The organism is Pseudomonas gingeri (assembly GCF_013385425.1).
GTDB classification, from domain to species: domain Bacteria; phylum Pseudomonadota; class Gammaproteobacteria; order Pseudomonadales; family Pseudomonadaceae; genus Aquipseudomonas; species Aquipseudomonas gingeri_D.
In genome coordinates, this window is the sequence record NZ_JACAQA010000002.1 from 267,989 (window position 1) to 283,218 (window position 15,230).

14 protein-coding genes, 1 tRNA gene and 3 pseudogenes are annotated in these 15,230 nt (G+C 60.0%); 3 read left to right on the forward strand and 15 right to left on the reverse strand.

What is annotated here, in order from left to right; all coding sequences use genetic code 11:
* Nucleotide 1: 1 nt before the first annotated feature.
* On the reverse strand, nucleotides 2-1,450 hold the full coding sequence (locus tag HX830_RS01750) for an aldehyde dehydrogenase (RefSeq protein ID WP_177098775.1): 1,449 nt from the start codon (nucleotides 1,448-1,450) through the stop codon (nucleotides 2-4).
* A gap of 91 nt (nucleotides 1,451-1,541) precedes the next feature.
* Nucleotides 1,542-2,372, reverse strand: coding sequence for a p-hydroxycinnamoyl CoA hydratase/lyase (locus tag HX830_RS01755; RefSeq protein WP_177098776.1), 831 nt, complete (start codon nucleotides 2,370-2,372; stop codon nucleotides 1,542-1,544).
* Nucleotides 2,373-2,583: 211 nt separating this feature from the next.
* Here HX830_RS01755 and HX830_RS01760 point away from each other — a divergent pair, with 211 nt between their 5' ends.
* A complete protein-coding gene (locus HX830_RS01760) occupies nucleotides 2,584-3,072 on the forward strand; it encodes a MarR family winged helix-turn-helix transcriptional regulator (RefSeq protein ID WP_177098777.1) in 489 nt (162 codons plus the stop codon).
* A 69-nt stretch (nucleotides 3,073-3,141) separates the two neighbouring features.
* On the opposite strand, the gene pcaC is transcribed toward HX830_RS01760, so the two are convergent.
* The 6 genes from pcaC to HX830_RS01790 all read right to left on the reverse strand — a co-directional run bounded on the left by pcaC (nucleotide 3,142) and on the right by HX830_RS01790 (nucleotide 8,772).
* The gene (gene pcaC / locus HX830_RS01765; protein WP_177098778.1) at nucleotides 3,142-3,528 is read right to left on the reverse strand and encodes a 4-carboxymuconolactone decarboxylase; all 387 of its coding nucleotides are present in this window, start codon (nucleotides 3,526-3,528) and stop codon (nucleotides 3,142-3,144) included.
* A gap of 14 nt (nucleotides 3,529-3,542) precedes the next feature.
* On the reverse strand, nucleotides 3,543-4,904 hold the full coding sequence (locus HX830_RS01770) for a 3-carboxy-cis,cis-muconate cycloisomerase (protein ID WP_177098779.1): 1,362 nt from the start codon (nucleotides 4,902-4,904) through the stop codon (nucleotides 3,543-3,545).
* Nucleotides 4,905-4,943: 39 nt separating this feature from the next.
* On the reverse strand, nucleotides 4,944-6,293 hold the full coding sequence (locus HX830_RS01775) for an MFS transporter (RefSeq protein ID WP_177098780.1): 1,350 nt from the start codon (nucleotides 6,291-6,293) through the stop codon (nucleotides 4,944-4,946).
* 78 nt (nucleotides 6,294-6,371) lie between these two features.
* Nucleotides 6,372-6,974, reverse strand: coding sequence for a protocatechuate 3,4-dioxygenase subunit alpha (gene pcaG, locus HX830_RS01780; protein WP_152739486.1), 603 nt, complete (start codon nucleotides 6,972-6,974; stop codon nucleotides 6,372-6,374).
* Between the two features lie 12 nt (nucleotides 6,975-6,986).
* Complete coding sequence (pcaH, locus tag HX830_RS01785) at nucleotides 6,987-7,706, reverse strand: protocatechuate 3,4-dioxygenase subunit beta (RefSeq protein WP_177098781.1); 720 nt, start codon at nucleotides 7,704-7,706, stop codon at nucleotides 6,987-6,989.
* A gap of 196 nt (nucleotides 7,707-7,902) precedes the next feature.
* Nucleotides 7,903-8,772, reverse strand: coding sequence for a helix-turn-helix domain-containing protein (locus tag HX830_RS01790; RefSeq protein WP_177098782.1), 870 nt, complete (start codon nucleotides 8,770-8,772; stop codon nucleotides 7,903-7,905).
* A gap of 155 nt (nucleotides 8,773-8,927) precedes the next feature.
* On the opposite strand from HX830_RS01790, the gene pobA reads away from it, so the two are divergent.
* Together pobA and HX830_RS01800 are read left to right on the forward strand one after the other, a co-directional pair.
* Nucleotides 8,928-10,112 (forward strand): 4-hydroxybenzoate 3-monooxygenase, encoded by a 1,185-nt coding sequence (pobA, locus tag HX830_RS01795; protein ID WP_177098783.1) that lies wholly within the window; start codon nucleotides 8,928-8,930, stop codon nucleotides 10,110-10,112.
* A gap of 398 nt (nucleotides 10,113-10,510) precedes the next feature.
* The gene (locus HX830_RS01800; RefSeq protein ID WP_177098784.1) at nucleotides 10,511-13,243 is read left to right on the forward strand and encodes an AAA domain-containing protein; all 2,733 of its coding nucleotides are present in this window, start codon (nucleotides 10,511-10,513) and stop codon (nucleotides 13,241-13,243) included.
* Here HX830_RS01800 and HX830_RS32715 read toward each other — a convergent pair.
* The 7 genes and pseudogenes from HX830_RS32715 to HX830_RS01830 all read right to left on the reverse strand — a co-directional run.
* Nucleotides 13,213-13,350: pseudogene (locus HX830_RS32715) on the reverse strand (DUF7740 domain-containing protein); the annotation flags it as partial. The gene HX830_RS01800 and the pseudogene HX830_RS32715 sit on opposite strands and share 31 nt — an antisense overlap.
* Nucleotides 13,351-13,447: 97 nt before the next feature.
* A pseudogene (locus HX830_RS31995) lies at nucleotides 13,448-13,672 on the reverse strand (RES domain-containing protein); the annotation flags it as partial.
* Nucleotides 13,656-13,799, reverse strand: a pseudogene (locus tag HX830_RS01810) (phage late control D family protein); the annotation flags it as partial. The pseudogenes HX830_RS31995 and HX830_RS01810, both read right to left, overlap by 17 nt.
* A gap of 96 nt (nucleotides 13,800-13,895) precedes the next feature.
* Nucleotides 13,896-14,183, reverse strand: a complete 288-nt coding sequence (locus tag HX830_RS01815) for a type II toxin-antitoxin system RelE/ParE family toxin (protein WP_177098785.1) — start codon at nucleotides 14,181-14,183, stop codon at nucleotides 13,896-13,898.
* Nucleotides 14,180-14,437, reverse strand: coding sequence for a type II toxin-antitoxin system ParD family antitoxin (locus HX830_RS01820; protein ID WP_152739492.1), 258 nt, complete (start codon nucleotides 14,435-14,437; stop codon nucleotides 14,180-14,182). Before HX830_RS01820 ends, HX830_RS01815 begins: the two co-directional genes overlap by 4 nt.
* Nucleotides 14,438-14,490: 53 nt before the next feature.
* Complete coding sequence (locus HX830_RS01825) at nucleotides 14,491-14,766, reverse strand: Arm DNA-binding domain-containing protein (protein ID WP_177098786.1); 276 nt, start codon at nucleotides 14,764-14,766, stop codon at nucleotides 14,491-14,493.
* 163 nt (nucleotides 14,767-14,929) lie between these two features.
* Nucleotides 14,930-15,016, reverse strand: a tRNA-Leu gene (locus HX830_RS01830).
* Nucleotides 15,017-15,230: the final 214 nt, after the last annotated feature.

Below are 15,230 nucleotides of genomic sequence, written 5' to 3' on the forward strand. Positions count from 1 at the left end.
CTCAGATCGGGTAGTGCCGAGGTCCGTTCTGCAACGTCACCCAGCGCAATTGGGTGAAATGCTCGATGGCCGCCCTGCCGCCAAAACTGCCGTAGCCGCTGGACTTGACCCCGCCGAAGGGCATCTGCGCCTCATCGTGCACGGTCGGGCCGTTGATATGACAGATACCCGATTCGACCCGCTGGGCCAAGGCCAGGGCGCGACCGGTGTCACGGCTGAAGATCGCCGCCGACAGGCCGAACTCGGAATCGTTGGCCAGGCGCAGCAGCTCTTCATCGCCATCACCACGCAGTACCACGGCCACCGGACCAAAGGACTCTTCGCGGTACAGGCGCATGGCATCGGTGACACCGTCAAGCAAGGTCGGCTGCAAGATGCTGCCCTCCAATTGACCGCCGGCGAGCAGCGTGGCGCCCTTGTCGAGGGCATCGTCGATCAACAACTTGATGCGCTCGCCAGCACTGGCGTCCACCAGGGAACCGAGTACGCAATCCCCGGCGTCGGGGTTGCCCGCCGGCAAGGTGGCGATCTTCGCCACCAACCGGGCGACAAAGGCATCGGCGACTTTGACATCGACGACCAGGCGCTCGGTGGACATGCAGATCTGCCCCTGGTTGAAGAAGGCGCCGAAGGCCGCGGCCTCCACCGCCGCGTCCAGGTCGGCATCCGCCAGCACCAGAAATGGCGCCTTGCCACCCAGCTCCAGCAACGCCGGCTTGAGATGACGCGCCGACAGCTCACCGACGATGCGCCCGACATGGGTCGATCCGGTGAAATTGACTCGCCGTACCGCCGGGTTGGCGATCAGCCGCTCGACAATCGCGGCGGCATCCCGCGGCGCGTTGCTGATGACGTTGACCACCCCATCACCGAGGCCGGCGTCCTGTAACACCTGGCCAATCAACCGATGCACCGCCGGGCTCAGTTCCGACGCCTTGAGCACCACCGTGTTGCCACAGGCCAATGGCATGGCAATGGCCCGGGTGGCGAGGATCACCGGGGCATTCCAGGGGGCGATGCCCAGTACCACGCCGCACGGTTGGCGCAGGGCCATGGCGAAGCTGCCGGGGACATCGGAAGGAATGACTTCGCCATTGATCTGGGTGGTCATGGACGCGGCTTCACGCAGCATATTGGCCGCCAGATACACATTGAAGCCATACCAGTTGGCCATGGCGCCGGTCTCGCCGGCCGCCGCGATGAATTCCGCGCTGCGGGCCTGCAACTGCTCCGCCGCTCGTAACAGGCGGGTACGTCGTTCATTGGGAGCCAGGGCCGCCCAGCTCGGGAAGGCCGCCTTGGCCGCAGCCACGGCAGCGTCGGCATCTTCCAGGGTGGCGGCGGCAACCCGCGACACCACCTCACCGGTCACCGGATGACGCCGTTCGAAGGTTCGACCGTCTCGGGCGGGGCACGACTGGCCGCCGATCAGCAGGGGCACGTCCAGCATGGTGATTCCTCTTTATTGTCATTATCGGGAATACGTTCAAGCGGCATGGGCGCGGCGCACAACCGGATGCGCCGGCTGCGCGCCACGTGTTTCAGCGCTTATACGCCTGCAAGCCGGGCTTGATGCTCTTGTCGTCGAGAAACTGCTTCATGCCCTGCTCGCGGCCGCCCTCGGTATCCAGCAGGCGCGACTGATCGAGCTTGGCGTACAGGTAATCCTCGTTCTGCTCCCAGGTCAGTTCGCGGCAGCGCTTGAAACCGTGCTTGGCGGCCCGCAGGACCACCGGGTTTTTCTCCAGCAGGTTGCGCGCCAGCGCCACGGTGACTTCACGCAACTGCGCCAGCGGCACACTTTCGTTGACCAGCCCCATCTCGGCGGCTTTCTGCCCGCCAAAGGTCTTGCCGGTCATGATGTAGTACAGCGACTGGCGATGCCCCACCGTATCGGCCATGGCTTTGCTCACCAGGTTGCCCGGCGGGATGCCCCAGTTGATTTCCGAGAGACCGAAGGTCGCCTCGTCGGCGCAGATCGCCAGGTCGCAGGCCACCAGCGGGCTGAAGCCACCACCGAAGCACCAGCCGTTGACCATCGCGATGGTCGGCTTGGTGTACATGCGCAGCAGCTTCCATTGCCATTGCGAGGCTTCGCGGCGGATTTTTTCCTGGAGGATCTCCGGGCCGGCATCCACTTCGCGAAAGTACTCCTTGAGATCCATGCCGGCGGTCCAGGCTTCACCGGCCCCCGTCAGCACCAGCACCCCGGCGGCAGGATCCTGCTCCAGGGTCTCCAGCACATCGACCATTTCCCGGTTCAGGGTCGGGCTCATGGCATTGCGTTTTTCCGGACGATTGAGAATCACCCAGGCAATGCCTTCCTCGATTTCGACCTTGACGGTAGTCCAGCGACCTTCGTAATTGCTCATGGCGGGCTCTCTTGTTCCGGGCTTGAAGATGAGTAAAAACTAAACCTGAAAATTAGTTATGTCAATTAACCATTAACAAAATTAACTTGATTGCTTTTAACCCTGAACATTGTGTGGTGCCTGGACATCTGCAAGAGAGCATGGCTATCCCCGAGCAACCACGGCAAACTAGATAGTCTTCTTAACCTCCTGCCTGAGGATCCATCCCGCAATGGCCAAGTCTTCCAAGATTGCCGCCGCCCCCGAGTCCCCTGCCGAGAACGCCGAAACCCAAGCGCCACTGGACTCCGCCCTGGACGACCTGATCGGTTATGCCATGCGTCGGGCGCAGTTGAAGCTGTTCCAGAACCTGATCGAGCGACTCTCGGCCCACGATTTGCGGCCGGCGCAGTTCTCGGCCCTGGCGATCATCGACCAGACGCCCGGGCTGATGCAGGCCGACCTGGCCAAGGCACTGGCCATCGAACCACCCCAGGTGGTGCCGCTGCTGAACAAACTGGAAAGCCGGGCGCTGGCGGTGCGGGTGCGCTGCAAGCCGGACAAGCGCTCCTACGGGATTTTTCTCAGCAAGACCGGGGAGACCCTGCTCAAGGAGCTGAAACAGATCGCCACCGAGAGCGATCTGGATTCCACCTCCGCCCTCGACAGTCAGGAGCGCGAGGAACTGCTCAGGCTGCTGAAGAAGGTCTATCAGGCATAAACACCGGCGCCGCGGCTGGCGCCGGGACCGGGCCGGCTCCAGTCGCGCCGGCGATACACAACCACTACCTCACGCCTGGGCATCCATCTGCGCCCAAACCGCCTCAGCCAGATGGAAGGTGGCGTTGGCCGCGGGAATGCCGCAATAGATCGCGCTCTGCATCAACACCTCCTTGATCTCGTCGCGGCTCACGCCGTTGTTTTTCGCGGCACGCAAGTGCAGGCGCAGCTCCCCTTCGCGGTTCATGCCGATCAGCATGGCGATGGTGATCAGGCTGCGGGTGTGCCGTGGCAACCCGGGGCGGGTCCAGATATCGCCCCAGGCATGTCGGGTAATCATCTCCTGGAACTCGCCATTGAACGGCGTCAGATGTTCCAGACTACGATCCACATGGGCATCGCCGAGCACTTCGCGGCGCACTTTCATGCCGGCTTCGTAACGTTGCTGTTCGTCCATTGCAGGATCCTTCTCTAAGGTTTGAAAGCGTGATGTTCGGCCAGCGCGCGTTGGACCCAGCGCTGTGATTGCCCCAGGTAATGAGCCGGGTCCAGCAGGCGGTCCAGCGCCTCGGCGGACAGTTGCGCGGTCACTTGCGGTTCGGCGCCGAGCACCTGGCGCAAGTGCTCGCCCTGCTCCACCGCACGGCGGCAGCATTGTTCGATCAGATGATGCGCCGCATCGCGGCCGATACGCTGGGACAAGGCAATACTCACGGCTTCCGCCAGCACCAGCCCTTTGGTCAATTCCAGATTCTGCAGCATGCGCCCGGCGTCGACTTCCAGCCCTGGCACCACCTGCAAGGCCTGTTGCAGCGAGCCGGACACCAGGCAACAGAGCTCCGGCAGGGTTTCCCATTCGGCATGCCACAGGCCGAGGCTGCGCTCATGTTCCTGCGGCATTGCGCTGAACATCGTCGCCACCAGCCCGGGGCCCCGGGTCGCCGCACCGATCATGACTGCCGCTGCGACCGGATTGCGCTTGTGCGGCATGGTCGAGGAGCCGCCCTTGCCCGGCGCGGCCGGCTCGAACACCTCACCCGCCTCAGTCTGCATCAGCAAACTGAGATCGCGTCCGACTTTGCCCAGGCTGCCGGCGATCAGCCCCAGCAGGCTGGCGAATTCCACCAGGCGATCACGCTGGGTATGCCAAGGCTGGTCAGGCAGGTGCAGACTCAACTCATCGGCCAGGGCTTCGGCCACCGTAAAAGCCTGGTCGCCCAAGGCCGCCAGGCTGCCGGAAGCCCCACCGAATTGCAGGCACAGCAAGCGCGGTTTGACTTCAGCGAGACGCTGGCGATGGCGAGTGATAGCGCCCAGCCAACCGGCGATCTTCATGCCCAGGGTCACGGGTGTCGCCTGTTGCAGCCAGGTACGCCCGGCCAGCGGGGTGTTCGCGTGGCGCGCGGCCTGCTCGGCGAGCGCATCGGCCAAACGCCCCAGATCACCTTCCAACAGCGCAATGGCTGAACGCAGTTGCAGCACCAGGCCACTGTCCATCACATCCTGACTGGTGGCCCCCATATGCACGTAGCGCTCAGCGGTCGGGTTGGCCACGGCAATCTTCCTGCCCAACGCCTTGACCAGCGGAATCGCCGAATTGCCGGCATTACCGATGGCCACGGCCAACGCGTCGACATCGAACAGCTGCGCGCTACAGGCCGCTTCGATATCACCAACGACCTCCTGGGGTATCAATCCGGTGCTGGCTTGCGCGCGCGCCAGGGCGGCTTCGAAGTCGAGCATGCCTTGCAACCGGCCTTGATCGGAAAAAATCGCCCGCATCGCCGGCTGGGTGAAATAGGCATCGAAAAGTTGATTCGTCGGTCTGTTCAAACCACAGCTCCAGGATTCATGAAAAACAATGAGGCGCTCTCAGGTCGCGTCCGCATGGCTGACCAGCCCCTTGATCACCACAGCGAGGGTCGCCAAGGCCGCCGGCACTACCAGCGCGGTCAGCACCTGTTCGAAGTTCCAACCCAGGCCCAATAACGTCGCCCCGGCCCAGGCCCCGAGGATCGCACCAAAACGACCGATACCGAGCATCCACGACACGCCGGTGGCGCGACCCTGGGTGGGGTAAAAACGCGCGGCCAGCGATGGCATCGCCGATTGCGCGCCGTTGATGCACATGCCGGCCAACAGCACCAAGGCGGCCAATACACTGACATGGCCCAGGCTCTGCCCCACCAACCAGGCGAAGACGCCGGCCAACAAGTAAGCAATGCCAATGACCTTGTGCGGGTTGAATTTATCCATCGCCCAGCCCACACCCACGGCACTGAGCACACCGCCGAATTGGAACAGCGCGCCGATAAAGGCCGACTGCTCCATGCTCGCGCCGCTGTCACGCATCAGGGTCGGCAACCAACTGGTGAGCAGGTAGACGATCACCAACCCCATGAAATAGGTCAGCCACAGCAGCAAGGTACCGGCGCTATAAGCCCCGGAGAAAATCACCTTCAGCACGTTGCGGCTCTGCACCACCGTCTGTTCCGGCACGCTGAAGCCGGTGGCCGCCGCGACCTCCAGCGACGCAATCGGCGCCAGCACCTGGCGAATCCGCTCCACGCCACGATTGCGCACCACCAGGAAGCGTGCCGACTCCGGCAACCGGAACAACAGCACCACGGCCAGCACCAGGGGCAGGATCCCGCCGAGCATCAGCAGGCTGTGCCAACCCAGCAGCGGAATCAGCTTCGCCGAGACGAACCCACCACAGGCCATGCCCAGATTGAAACCGCAGAACATGCTGGTCACCAGCAACGACTTGAGCCGCTCGGGGGTGTATTCGGAGAGCAGCGTGGTGGCATTGGGCATTGCCGCCCCCAGGCCCAGGCCGGTCAACAGACGCAGGGCCAGGAGTTGGTCGATATTGCTGCTGTAGGCCGACAGTAGACTGAACACGCCAAACAGAAACACCGCCACCACCAGCACCCCCTTGCGCCCGAAACGGTCGGCCAGGGGGCCGGAACCCAGGGCACCGAAGACCATGCCGATCAGCGCGGCACTCATCACCGGTCCCAGGCTGGCGCGATCGATACCCCAGTCCTGGCTCAAGGCCGGGGCGATAAAGCCCATGGCCGCGGTGTCCAGGCCGTCGAGAAAGACGATCAGAAAACACAGCAGCACCACCCGCCATTGATAGCTGGACAGTGGCCTGGTGTTGATCAACAGCTGAACATCAAGCGTGCCCGCCACAGGCACAGGGGCTAATAACGACATACAGACATTTCCTTCTTCTTATTATTATCGGGTCGCTTGCATCGGCAAGCGCCCTGCAACTGCACGCAAGCCACAACCTTAGAAGTCGAAGAACACCGTTTCCGCCTCGCCTTGGACATGAATGTCGAAACGATAGGCCAGCTTGCCGTCGACCGTGCAACGCCTGGCAATCAGGGTTTCACGGCGTTGCGGCTGTTCGATCAGATTCAATACCGGATCAAGCGCATTGGCCTGGGCCTCGTCGTCGAAGTACAGGCGGGTCTGCAAGTGGATATTGATGCCCCGGGCAAACAGCGAAACGTTGATATGGGCCGCCATGGGTACCCCCGCGGCGTTGTTCAACGTGCCGGGCTTGATGGTGTTCAGCGTCCACTCGCCGACATCCGTGGTCGCGGTGCGGCCAAAGCTGTTGAAGGGCTTTTCCAGGTTGTAATCGCTGTCATAGACGCCTTTGTGGTTGGCCTGCCAGAACTCCAGGAACGAATCGCGAATCAGATGGCCATTGCCGTCGTAGACGTGCCCCATCAGCAGAATATGCTCGCCCGGCGCACCGGGTTTGGCCATCTCGTTCCAGATTTCCTGCTCGCGGGGCGGGTTGCCGGCAGCCTCCAGCGCCAGGCCGATATGCACATAAGGCCCGGCGGTTTGCGAAGGGGTTTCAGGCAGAAGTTGAACGGGCATGTGCGTGCCTCCTCAGCGGTTTTCGAAGTGGGTCTTGCGCTGGCCGCGCAGAACGATATCAAAGCGATAAGCCAGGCAATCCATGGGATTGGCCAGGCTCATATCGAGCCTGGCGATCAGGCTCTGCACCGCTTCCGGATTGGCGATCGACTTGACGATCGGGCACATGGGGATAAGCGGATCGCCTTCGAAATACAGCTGGGTGATCAAGCGCGTGGCAATCGACGGGCCGCTGATGGAGAAGTGGATATGCGCCGGACGCCAGTCGTTGGGACCGTTGCGCCACGGGTACGGACCGGGTTTGACCGTGCGGAAACTGTAATGACCGTCACGGTCGGTCAGGGCCCGGCCAACGCCACCGAAATTCGGGTCGATGGGCGCCAGGTAGCTGTCTTTCTTGTGTCGGTAGCGACCACCGGCATTGGCTTGCCACATCTCGACCAGTGTGTGTGGGACTGGCTTGCCGTATTGATCGCAGACGCGACCGGAAACAATGATGCGTTCGCCGATCGGCAAGCCTCCATTGTTGAAATTCAGCAGCAGATCATTGTCGTGCCGCCCCATCTTCAGGTGGGAAAAGTCTGGGCCGCTGGTTTCCGACAGGGACTGGGGAATGCTCACCAGGGCCTGACGCGGGGAACGAAGAATAGAGGTTTTGTAATCGGGCGTCAGGGCTTTGGGGTGCCAATTGCGGTCACGAATGACGAAGCGGCTGTTGTCCGCATCAGACATGTCGGGCTCCTTATTGTTAGAGGTAAGAGCTGCTTGGATAGCAGTCTGTCCCTCAGTCTCCTTTGATAGTGCCCCCGCCAAAACTGAAAAAACCAACCTCATCCATATCCAAATGGTTATGGATAATGATCCTCGCGATATTCCAGCCCTACTTCGCGCAACACCTCCACACGCCGCCTTCGAGATCTGGCATCCGCTAACGCTGGATGCGGAATTGTTTCGGTGACTGCCCCGTGCCGCGCTTGAAAAAGCGCGAGAAGTAGGCCGGTTCGGAAAAGCCCAGGCTGTCCGACACCTGGTTGATGGTCATGGCGGTGTAGACCAGATCGCGCTTGGCTTCCAGCAGCAGCCGCTGGTTGATCATCTGCAATGCCGATTGCCCGCAGAGGCGTCGGCACAAGGCATTGAGGTGAGCCGTGCTGATCCCCAGCGTCGCCGCATAGTGCTCGATGGGTAGATGCTCGCGAAAGCGCAGCTCCAGTGTCCGGGTGAACATCTGCAAATGCTCTCGGCCCCGTTCAAGCGGCAAGGCGTCCGGCGGCGTGCGCTCCAGACTGCGGCGACTGAGCCAGATGGACAGCACCGTGATCAACGATTGCAGCATGGGATCACGGCCGGGCTGGTGTTCACCGTATTCCCGGGTGATGGCTGAAAACAGCGTGTCCAGATACGAATGCGCGGAGCCGATCGGGTAACAGGCCGCCGTGGTCAATACCGGACTGTTGAGCGAAGCGCCGAGCTGTTCGGCCAGGGGCTGTGCCAGGCTGAGTACGTGGCCTTGAATATCCTCGGAGAACTTGAAGGTGTGCACACACAGCGCCGGCACGACTTGCAGCGCAGCGGAATCGATGTGGTGGATCTCGTCTTCGACCTTCAGTGTCGCCTGCCCTGCCTGCACGTAGAGCAGCTGCACCAGGTCGCTGTGCCGGTGGGGTTTGATTTCCCAGCCATGCAGTTTGCTGCGCTCGGGGATCGACTCGCAATGGATCAAGTCAGGGGTCGGCCAGGCGCCGGTCTCGCCGTAGAGCTTGAACACCGGAACAGGCACAGCGGATGATTTCGACATCTACCTCCCCTCCACAACGATCCACGAAAAGTCCATGGAATGCATCGGATATTGCCTTCATATCCGCACTTTAGCCACTAAAAATACAGGAGACAAAAACAACAGTGCCCGACAAGGCCCAACGCCTTCAGCGGTACCAGACAGGACTACCCTCCATGAAAACCCAAGTCGCTATCATCGGCTGCGGCCCCTCCGGCCTTTTGCTCGGTCAACTGCTGCATCGTGCCGGCATCGACAACGTCATCGTCGAACGCAAGAATCCCGAATACATCCTCTCGCGAATTCGCGCCGGCGTGCTGGAACAAGGCATGGTCGATCTGTTGCGCGAAGCTGGTGTCAGCGCGCGCATGGATGCCGAAGGCCTGGTGCATGACGGCTTCGAACTGGCCTTCGACGGACGCTGTGAACGCATCGACCTCAAGGCACTGACCGAGGGCAGAACGGTCATGGTCTACGGTCAGACCGAAGTCACCCGTGACTTGATGGACGCACGTGCCGCCGTGGGCGCAACGACTCTTTACGAGGCCGAGAATGTGCAGCCCCACGGCATGCAGAGCGACAATCCTTACGTGACCTTCGAACATCACGGCGAGACCGTGCGCCTGGACTGCGATTACATTGCCGGCTGCGACGGCTTTCACGGTGTATCCCGACAATCGATACCGGCAGAGACGCTGAAGATTTTTGAACGGGTCTACCCCTTTGGCTGGTTGGGAATCCTGGCCGACACCCCGCCGGTCGGCCATGAACTGATCTACTCCAACCATGAGCGAGGCTTCGCCTTGTGCAGCATGCGCTCGCCGATGCGCACCCGTTATTACGTGCAAGTGGGCGCCGAGGAAAAGGTCGAGGACTGGTCGGACGAACGTTTCTGGGAAGAGCTCAAGCGCCGTTTGCCAAGCGCTATCGCCGAGCAATTGGTCACGGGCCCCTCGATTGAAAAGAGCATCGCGCCGTTGCGCAGCTTTGTCGTCGAGCCCATGCAATATGGTCGACTGTTCCTGCTCGGCGATGCGGCCCATATCGTTCCGCCCACCGGCGCCAAAGGCTTGAACCTGGCGGCGAGCGATGTCAGCACGCTGTACCGGATCCTGCTCAAGGTTTATCGCGAGGGTCGCACCGACTTGCTGGAGAAATACTCGCAAATCTGCCTGCGTCGGGTCTGGAAAGCCGAACGCTTCTCCTGGTGGATGACCTCGATCCTCCACCGTTTTCCTGATACCGATACCTTCAGCCAGCGTATCCAGAAGAGCGAACTCGATTACTTCACCGACTCGGCCGCCGGACGCAAGACGATTGCGGAAAACTATGTCGGGCTGCCCTATGAAGCCATCGAATAACTGAATTGCCCCCCACTCTTTGCGCATCATTCGACGGAACGAAAAAAACCAGCGCTCTACACTCTCGCCTTTCAGCGGCTCGGTTCACCATCATCCCGGCCCATCAGGATTTCCTCGACGCGGCAGGCCGCGAATGACTCAAGCGAAGACCCAACACCATGAGACAAAGACTTTGCCCATGACATTGCCGAGGAGGCTCTAGCGCTGTAAGCGTGTCCGCTTTTGGCCGTTTTCTGCCTGATGCAGATGGGCTGCTCTCGGCCGGAAGCACGGAAGATGACTAAACGCGTGAACCGGCTATCGACCCAGCACGCAATGATGGCAATATGACTCTTCTTAGGAAAAGTAGCATTCGGCGCGAGGCGAAGCCGGATGTCATGCGCACAGGGATAAGGAACATGGCTTCGATTCAGGTGGATGGTGAGGACAAGACCGCAAAGATCAGCGACTGGTCGATTCGCTGGAGCGACAAGTACGAAGCCCTGGAACTGACGTGTCACTTCCCCTCCAAGAAAAAATACACCCGCCCGCTCAGTAACTGCCAGGTCTCGCCCACCCGCGAGTTGACCAATGTATTGCTGCACAAGTCCGGCAGCAAGATCGTCACGCCTATTGCCAAAGCTATGATTTACGGCGAGCGATATGCCGTCGTGCACTACCCGGACGCCGAAAAGCCCTATATCTACAAGATGGACGGTATCGGCTTTACCGCCCCGACATCAATGAAGGAAACGCCGGTCTTCCGCTATTTCACTACCGTGGCGAATGCCCGAAAGGATCACGCTGAGTCGAAGACCAATCGTGAAATTGCCGATAATGTAGTGCGCCAGCTCGGAAAACTGCCCGCGATCGCTGGCACTGCCTTGCAAGCCTATTGTACGGGGCGCAACGGCACGCTGGCGCCGGGTCAGGGGCTCATCTATCCGTTCGGGCTTAACGAGAGTCAGCTTCAGGCGGTCGAGCGGGCGTTCAGCGCGCAAATCAGTGTGATCGAAGGTCCACCAGGGACCGGCAAGACCCAAACGATCCTCAACATCCTCGCCAATATTCTGTTACGTGGGCAGACGGTAGCGGTGCTATCCAACAACAATGCTGCCGTGGAAAACGTCTACGAAAAGCTGGAGAAATACGGCCTGGGCCACTTGGTCGCCAGGCTTGGCAACCATGACAAACGTGAGGCCTTCTTCGCCGACCTGCCTGCGTGGCCATCAAGCGCGCCCGAGTCGGCACCGTCCCTAGATGAGATCCAGGCCTTGCTGACCCGCTTGAAGCAGCACCTGCAAGACCACAACAGGGCGGCACAACTGCAAATCGAGCTGGACGAGCTGGTCATCGAGCGGCGCTACCTGCAGCAGTGGCAGGCAGAAAGCGATGTGCACGCCACAAGCTCGCTCGACAAGTACGGCCTGACACCGCGCAAGACTGCGGACCTCATGGCCTATCTGGCGTACCTCGGCGAGCAGCGCATTCATCTCAAAGACCGCATCGAGCTTCTGTTCAAATTCAGAATCTTTCGCACCAAGCCATTCGCCGAGAGAGAGGCGCGCATGGCCGTTTTCCATGCACTGCAGATGCATTACTACGACAAGTCGCTACGGGACAAGGAAGCGGAGCTGCAGGCGTGCCGTGAATCGTTGGCACGCGCGAATTTCACGGCCCTGCTGAAAGAACTGACAACAGCATCGATGCACCATCTGAAGCAACATCTGCAACTTCAGGTACCACCGTCGGACAGCTTTGATGTCAAAACTTACTGCCGGCATTTCGATGCCTTCGTGCAGCGCTTCCCTATCCTGGGCAGCGGCACGCACTCCATCGTCAATTCGATCGCGCAAGGAGCGGTCCTCGACTACGTGATCATCGATGAAGCCTCTTTGCAGGACATCGTGCCGGGCATCCTGCCACTGGGCTGCGCAAAGAACCTGATCGTCGTTGGAGACAACCGCCAGTTGCCGCATATCCCTGTGGCACTGGGGCTTCAAGCGCCCGCCGAGGTCTACGATTGCGAGCACTACAGCCTGCTGGATTCGTGTATTGCCGTGTTCCAGGACGCGCTGCCCAGAACCCTGCTGAAAGAACATTATCGCTGCCACCCCAGGATCATCCAGTTCTGCAACCAGCAGTTCTACGACAACGCACTGGTGCCGATGACCGAGGACAAGGGCGAAGCCCCTCTGCGCCTGGTGGTGACAGCCAAGGGCAACCACGCCAGGAAGAACACCAACCTTCGGGAATTGGACTCCCTGCTGAAGGTGCTTGAGGACGAGGGGCAGCCTGTCGGAATGGACGGCGAAGGCCGCGGTTACATCGCCCCGTTCCGGGCGCAAGTCAACCTTTCCGACATGCACTTGCCGACGGATTTCATCAAGGACACCGTGCACAAGTTTCAGGGGCGCGAATGCGACGAGATCGTCTTCTCCACCGTGCTGGACAAGAAGCGCTACAACCAGGAGCGGCAACGCCTGGATTTCGTCGATGATCCACGCATGATCAACGTGGCAGTTTCGCGGGCCAAACATCGCTTCACCCTGGTGACCGGCGACGAAGTGTTCGATAACAACGGCCACATCGCCGCGCTGATCCGCTACATCAGCTATTACGCGCAGGACGAGCAGATCGTACGCGCGCCGGTGGTGTCGGCATTCGACTTGCTGTACCGCGAGTACGACCAGTCTCTGGCACGCTTGGACGCCCGCCTGCGGCCCGAGGACTCACGCTACAAGTCCGAGCAGATCGTGGCACAGTTGCTGCGCGAAGCGCTGTCAGCCCCGGCGTGCCAGGCATTGAAGTACCACACACAGATCCAGCTGGATAAGCTTGCATCGCCGGGTAGCCTCGACTGGACGGAGCCCCAACGGGCGTTCATGAGGCGCGCCAGTTGCGATTTCGTGATCTATTTCAAAGTGGGCAAGAAACCTATAGGGGTGATCGAGGTTGATGGCGGGTATCACGACCGACCCGTGCAGGCAGCTCGGGACGCCATGAAAAATGAGATTTTGGCTAGAAGTGGCATTCCTATTCTGCGGCTGCGGACAGTTGAGAGTGACATTGAGCGCAGAGTTGGCGACTTTATCGGGCAGTGGGCTAGTCCTACGCATGGCGGTATTCGCGATTCCCACATCACGTTGTAAATCAAATCACGCTTGCTACGCGGGAGCTTCTTCACACAGCTCTTCGCCGACGCCCGCACCGCCTCGTCCGTACCATGGATACAACGCCAACACCTCAGCGTAGGCATCTTCGTCCTGTATCAAACTGCGGGGCTCTCCCTGCTGGCGGAGGGCTCCATCTGGTACACGGTCGCCAAACAACATAACGGCTCGGGCCGAATCGGCCTGCCGTGAGACCCAGGACAAACCCTGTATGTCAGGGCATTGGGTATGGATCGCGGCGGCCCACTGACGTGTTGCCGGATACTGGTCCTTCTCGGTATCAATCAGGTGCCGGCGCGGCACGCCCAGTTTACGAAGGGCCACACTGCCTAAATCAGCCAACACCAGATCACGAGTGCTGTGGACTTCAGAATGGACCTGCTCTGTATGCGGCGCGGTCTCGATCATCGATACGCAGCTCGAATTCGTCCGATTCCATGCCGGGCTTGTCCAGCGTTCGGAGCAACAGCAAGCGGTCGTTGATCAGCGCGGTAATGTCGGCACCGTCAGCGACGACACGGAAAGTGGGTTTCATTTTTGCGAACTCCAGAAACAACGAACCCCGCACAAGGCGGGGCTAATAATCCGGCACTACAAGGTTGCACCTTGTCGTTACTCTTTGCTCAGGGAGCTATGTGTCCAGCAAGATCGCCGCGTAATCCATCGCGCCGTGCAGGATGTGAACGACCACGACACGGTTGGCCTCTACTCGATAGAAAATGGCATAGCTTTCATGAACCCGACGCCGGATACCGTAGCGTGGCACCAGCGGGAATGCTTGGTGCATGTCCGCCAGGCTTAGACATTTATCGCGTAGCTCGTTAATGAAGGACAACGCACGTAACGGATTGTCTTGAGCAATGTAATCACCAATGCGCTCCAGATCACCTTCCGCTTCGTCTGTTAGCTGAACGATCATGCAGTCTTATCAGCCATCTCTGCGTATTTTGCAGCCAGTCGGTCGAACACCTCTTCCGCAGGCTTGATGCGACCCGCGTCGATGTCGCCCATACCACGAGCAATGGAAGCGTCCAGCGCGGCCAGGCGGGTTTCCCGATCCTGAACCAGCCGTACACCTTCGCGTAGCACTTCGCTTTTCGAGCCGTAGCGACCAGACTCGATGAGCTGCGTCACATAGTTCTCAAGCGGTTTTCCCAACTCGGCACTAATCATGTTTTATCCTCCAGGTAGCCCCACATCCAGAGTAGCCAATTTAATAACTGTTATCAATCCCACAACTGCACCTGCTCCGCTACCGGATCAGAAGCGTCTGGAAAGGTAATCGTTCGTGCCTGATTCCGCCGTGTGCGAGCGTCTTTCAGGGAGATGTCGGGGTAGATACCCAAGGATATGCGCGGCTGCTGTTCTTGCCACTTGAAGCGGAAGTGCCAGGCCTTCGTGCCATTAGTCGCCACGAACAATGAAAGTCCGGCGCTGTCGCTGAGGCTGTATCCTTTGTCTTCAGGCTTTGCCTGCCTGACGGCGGTGTCTGTGAGCGGCATTTAGTACATCACCCAAAAATCGAACTCAGGATGTACTAAAAAATGTACTAAAAATGTGGGGCTGGGGTGAAGATCCACGAAAGATCTTGAAAACAAAAAACCTGCGCAAGGCAGGTTTTATAAGGGTTTCAGAGATCTCGTCGGATGCCCTGAAAAGCAAAGATGGTGCCCGAAGCCGGAATCGAACCGGCACGCCCTTACGAGCGGGGGATTTTAAGTCCCATGCGTCTACCAGTTTCGCCATTCGGGCGGTAGCGCGGTGAAGCGGTCTACGCAGTGGCTTATTTTCCGAGCCAAAGCCCTTCAAAACCTGCCAGCCAACCTGGTGCCTGCGCGACAAGGGGACGAATATATACATCCCCATCCGGCGAAGCAAGTTTCGCCGACGTCAATTCCCCACGCCACACACATTTCGCAACCATCTGATTTTCAAAGAATTGCCCGGCACCTGGCATGCCTCGAAC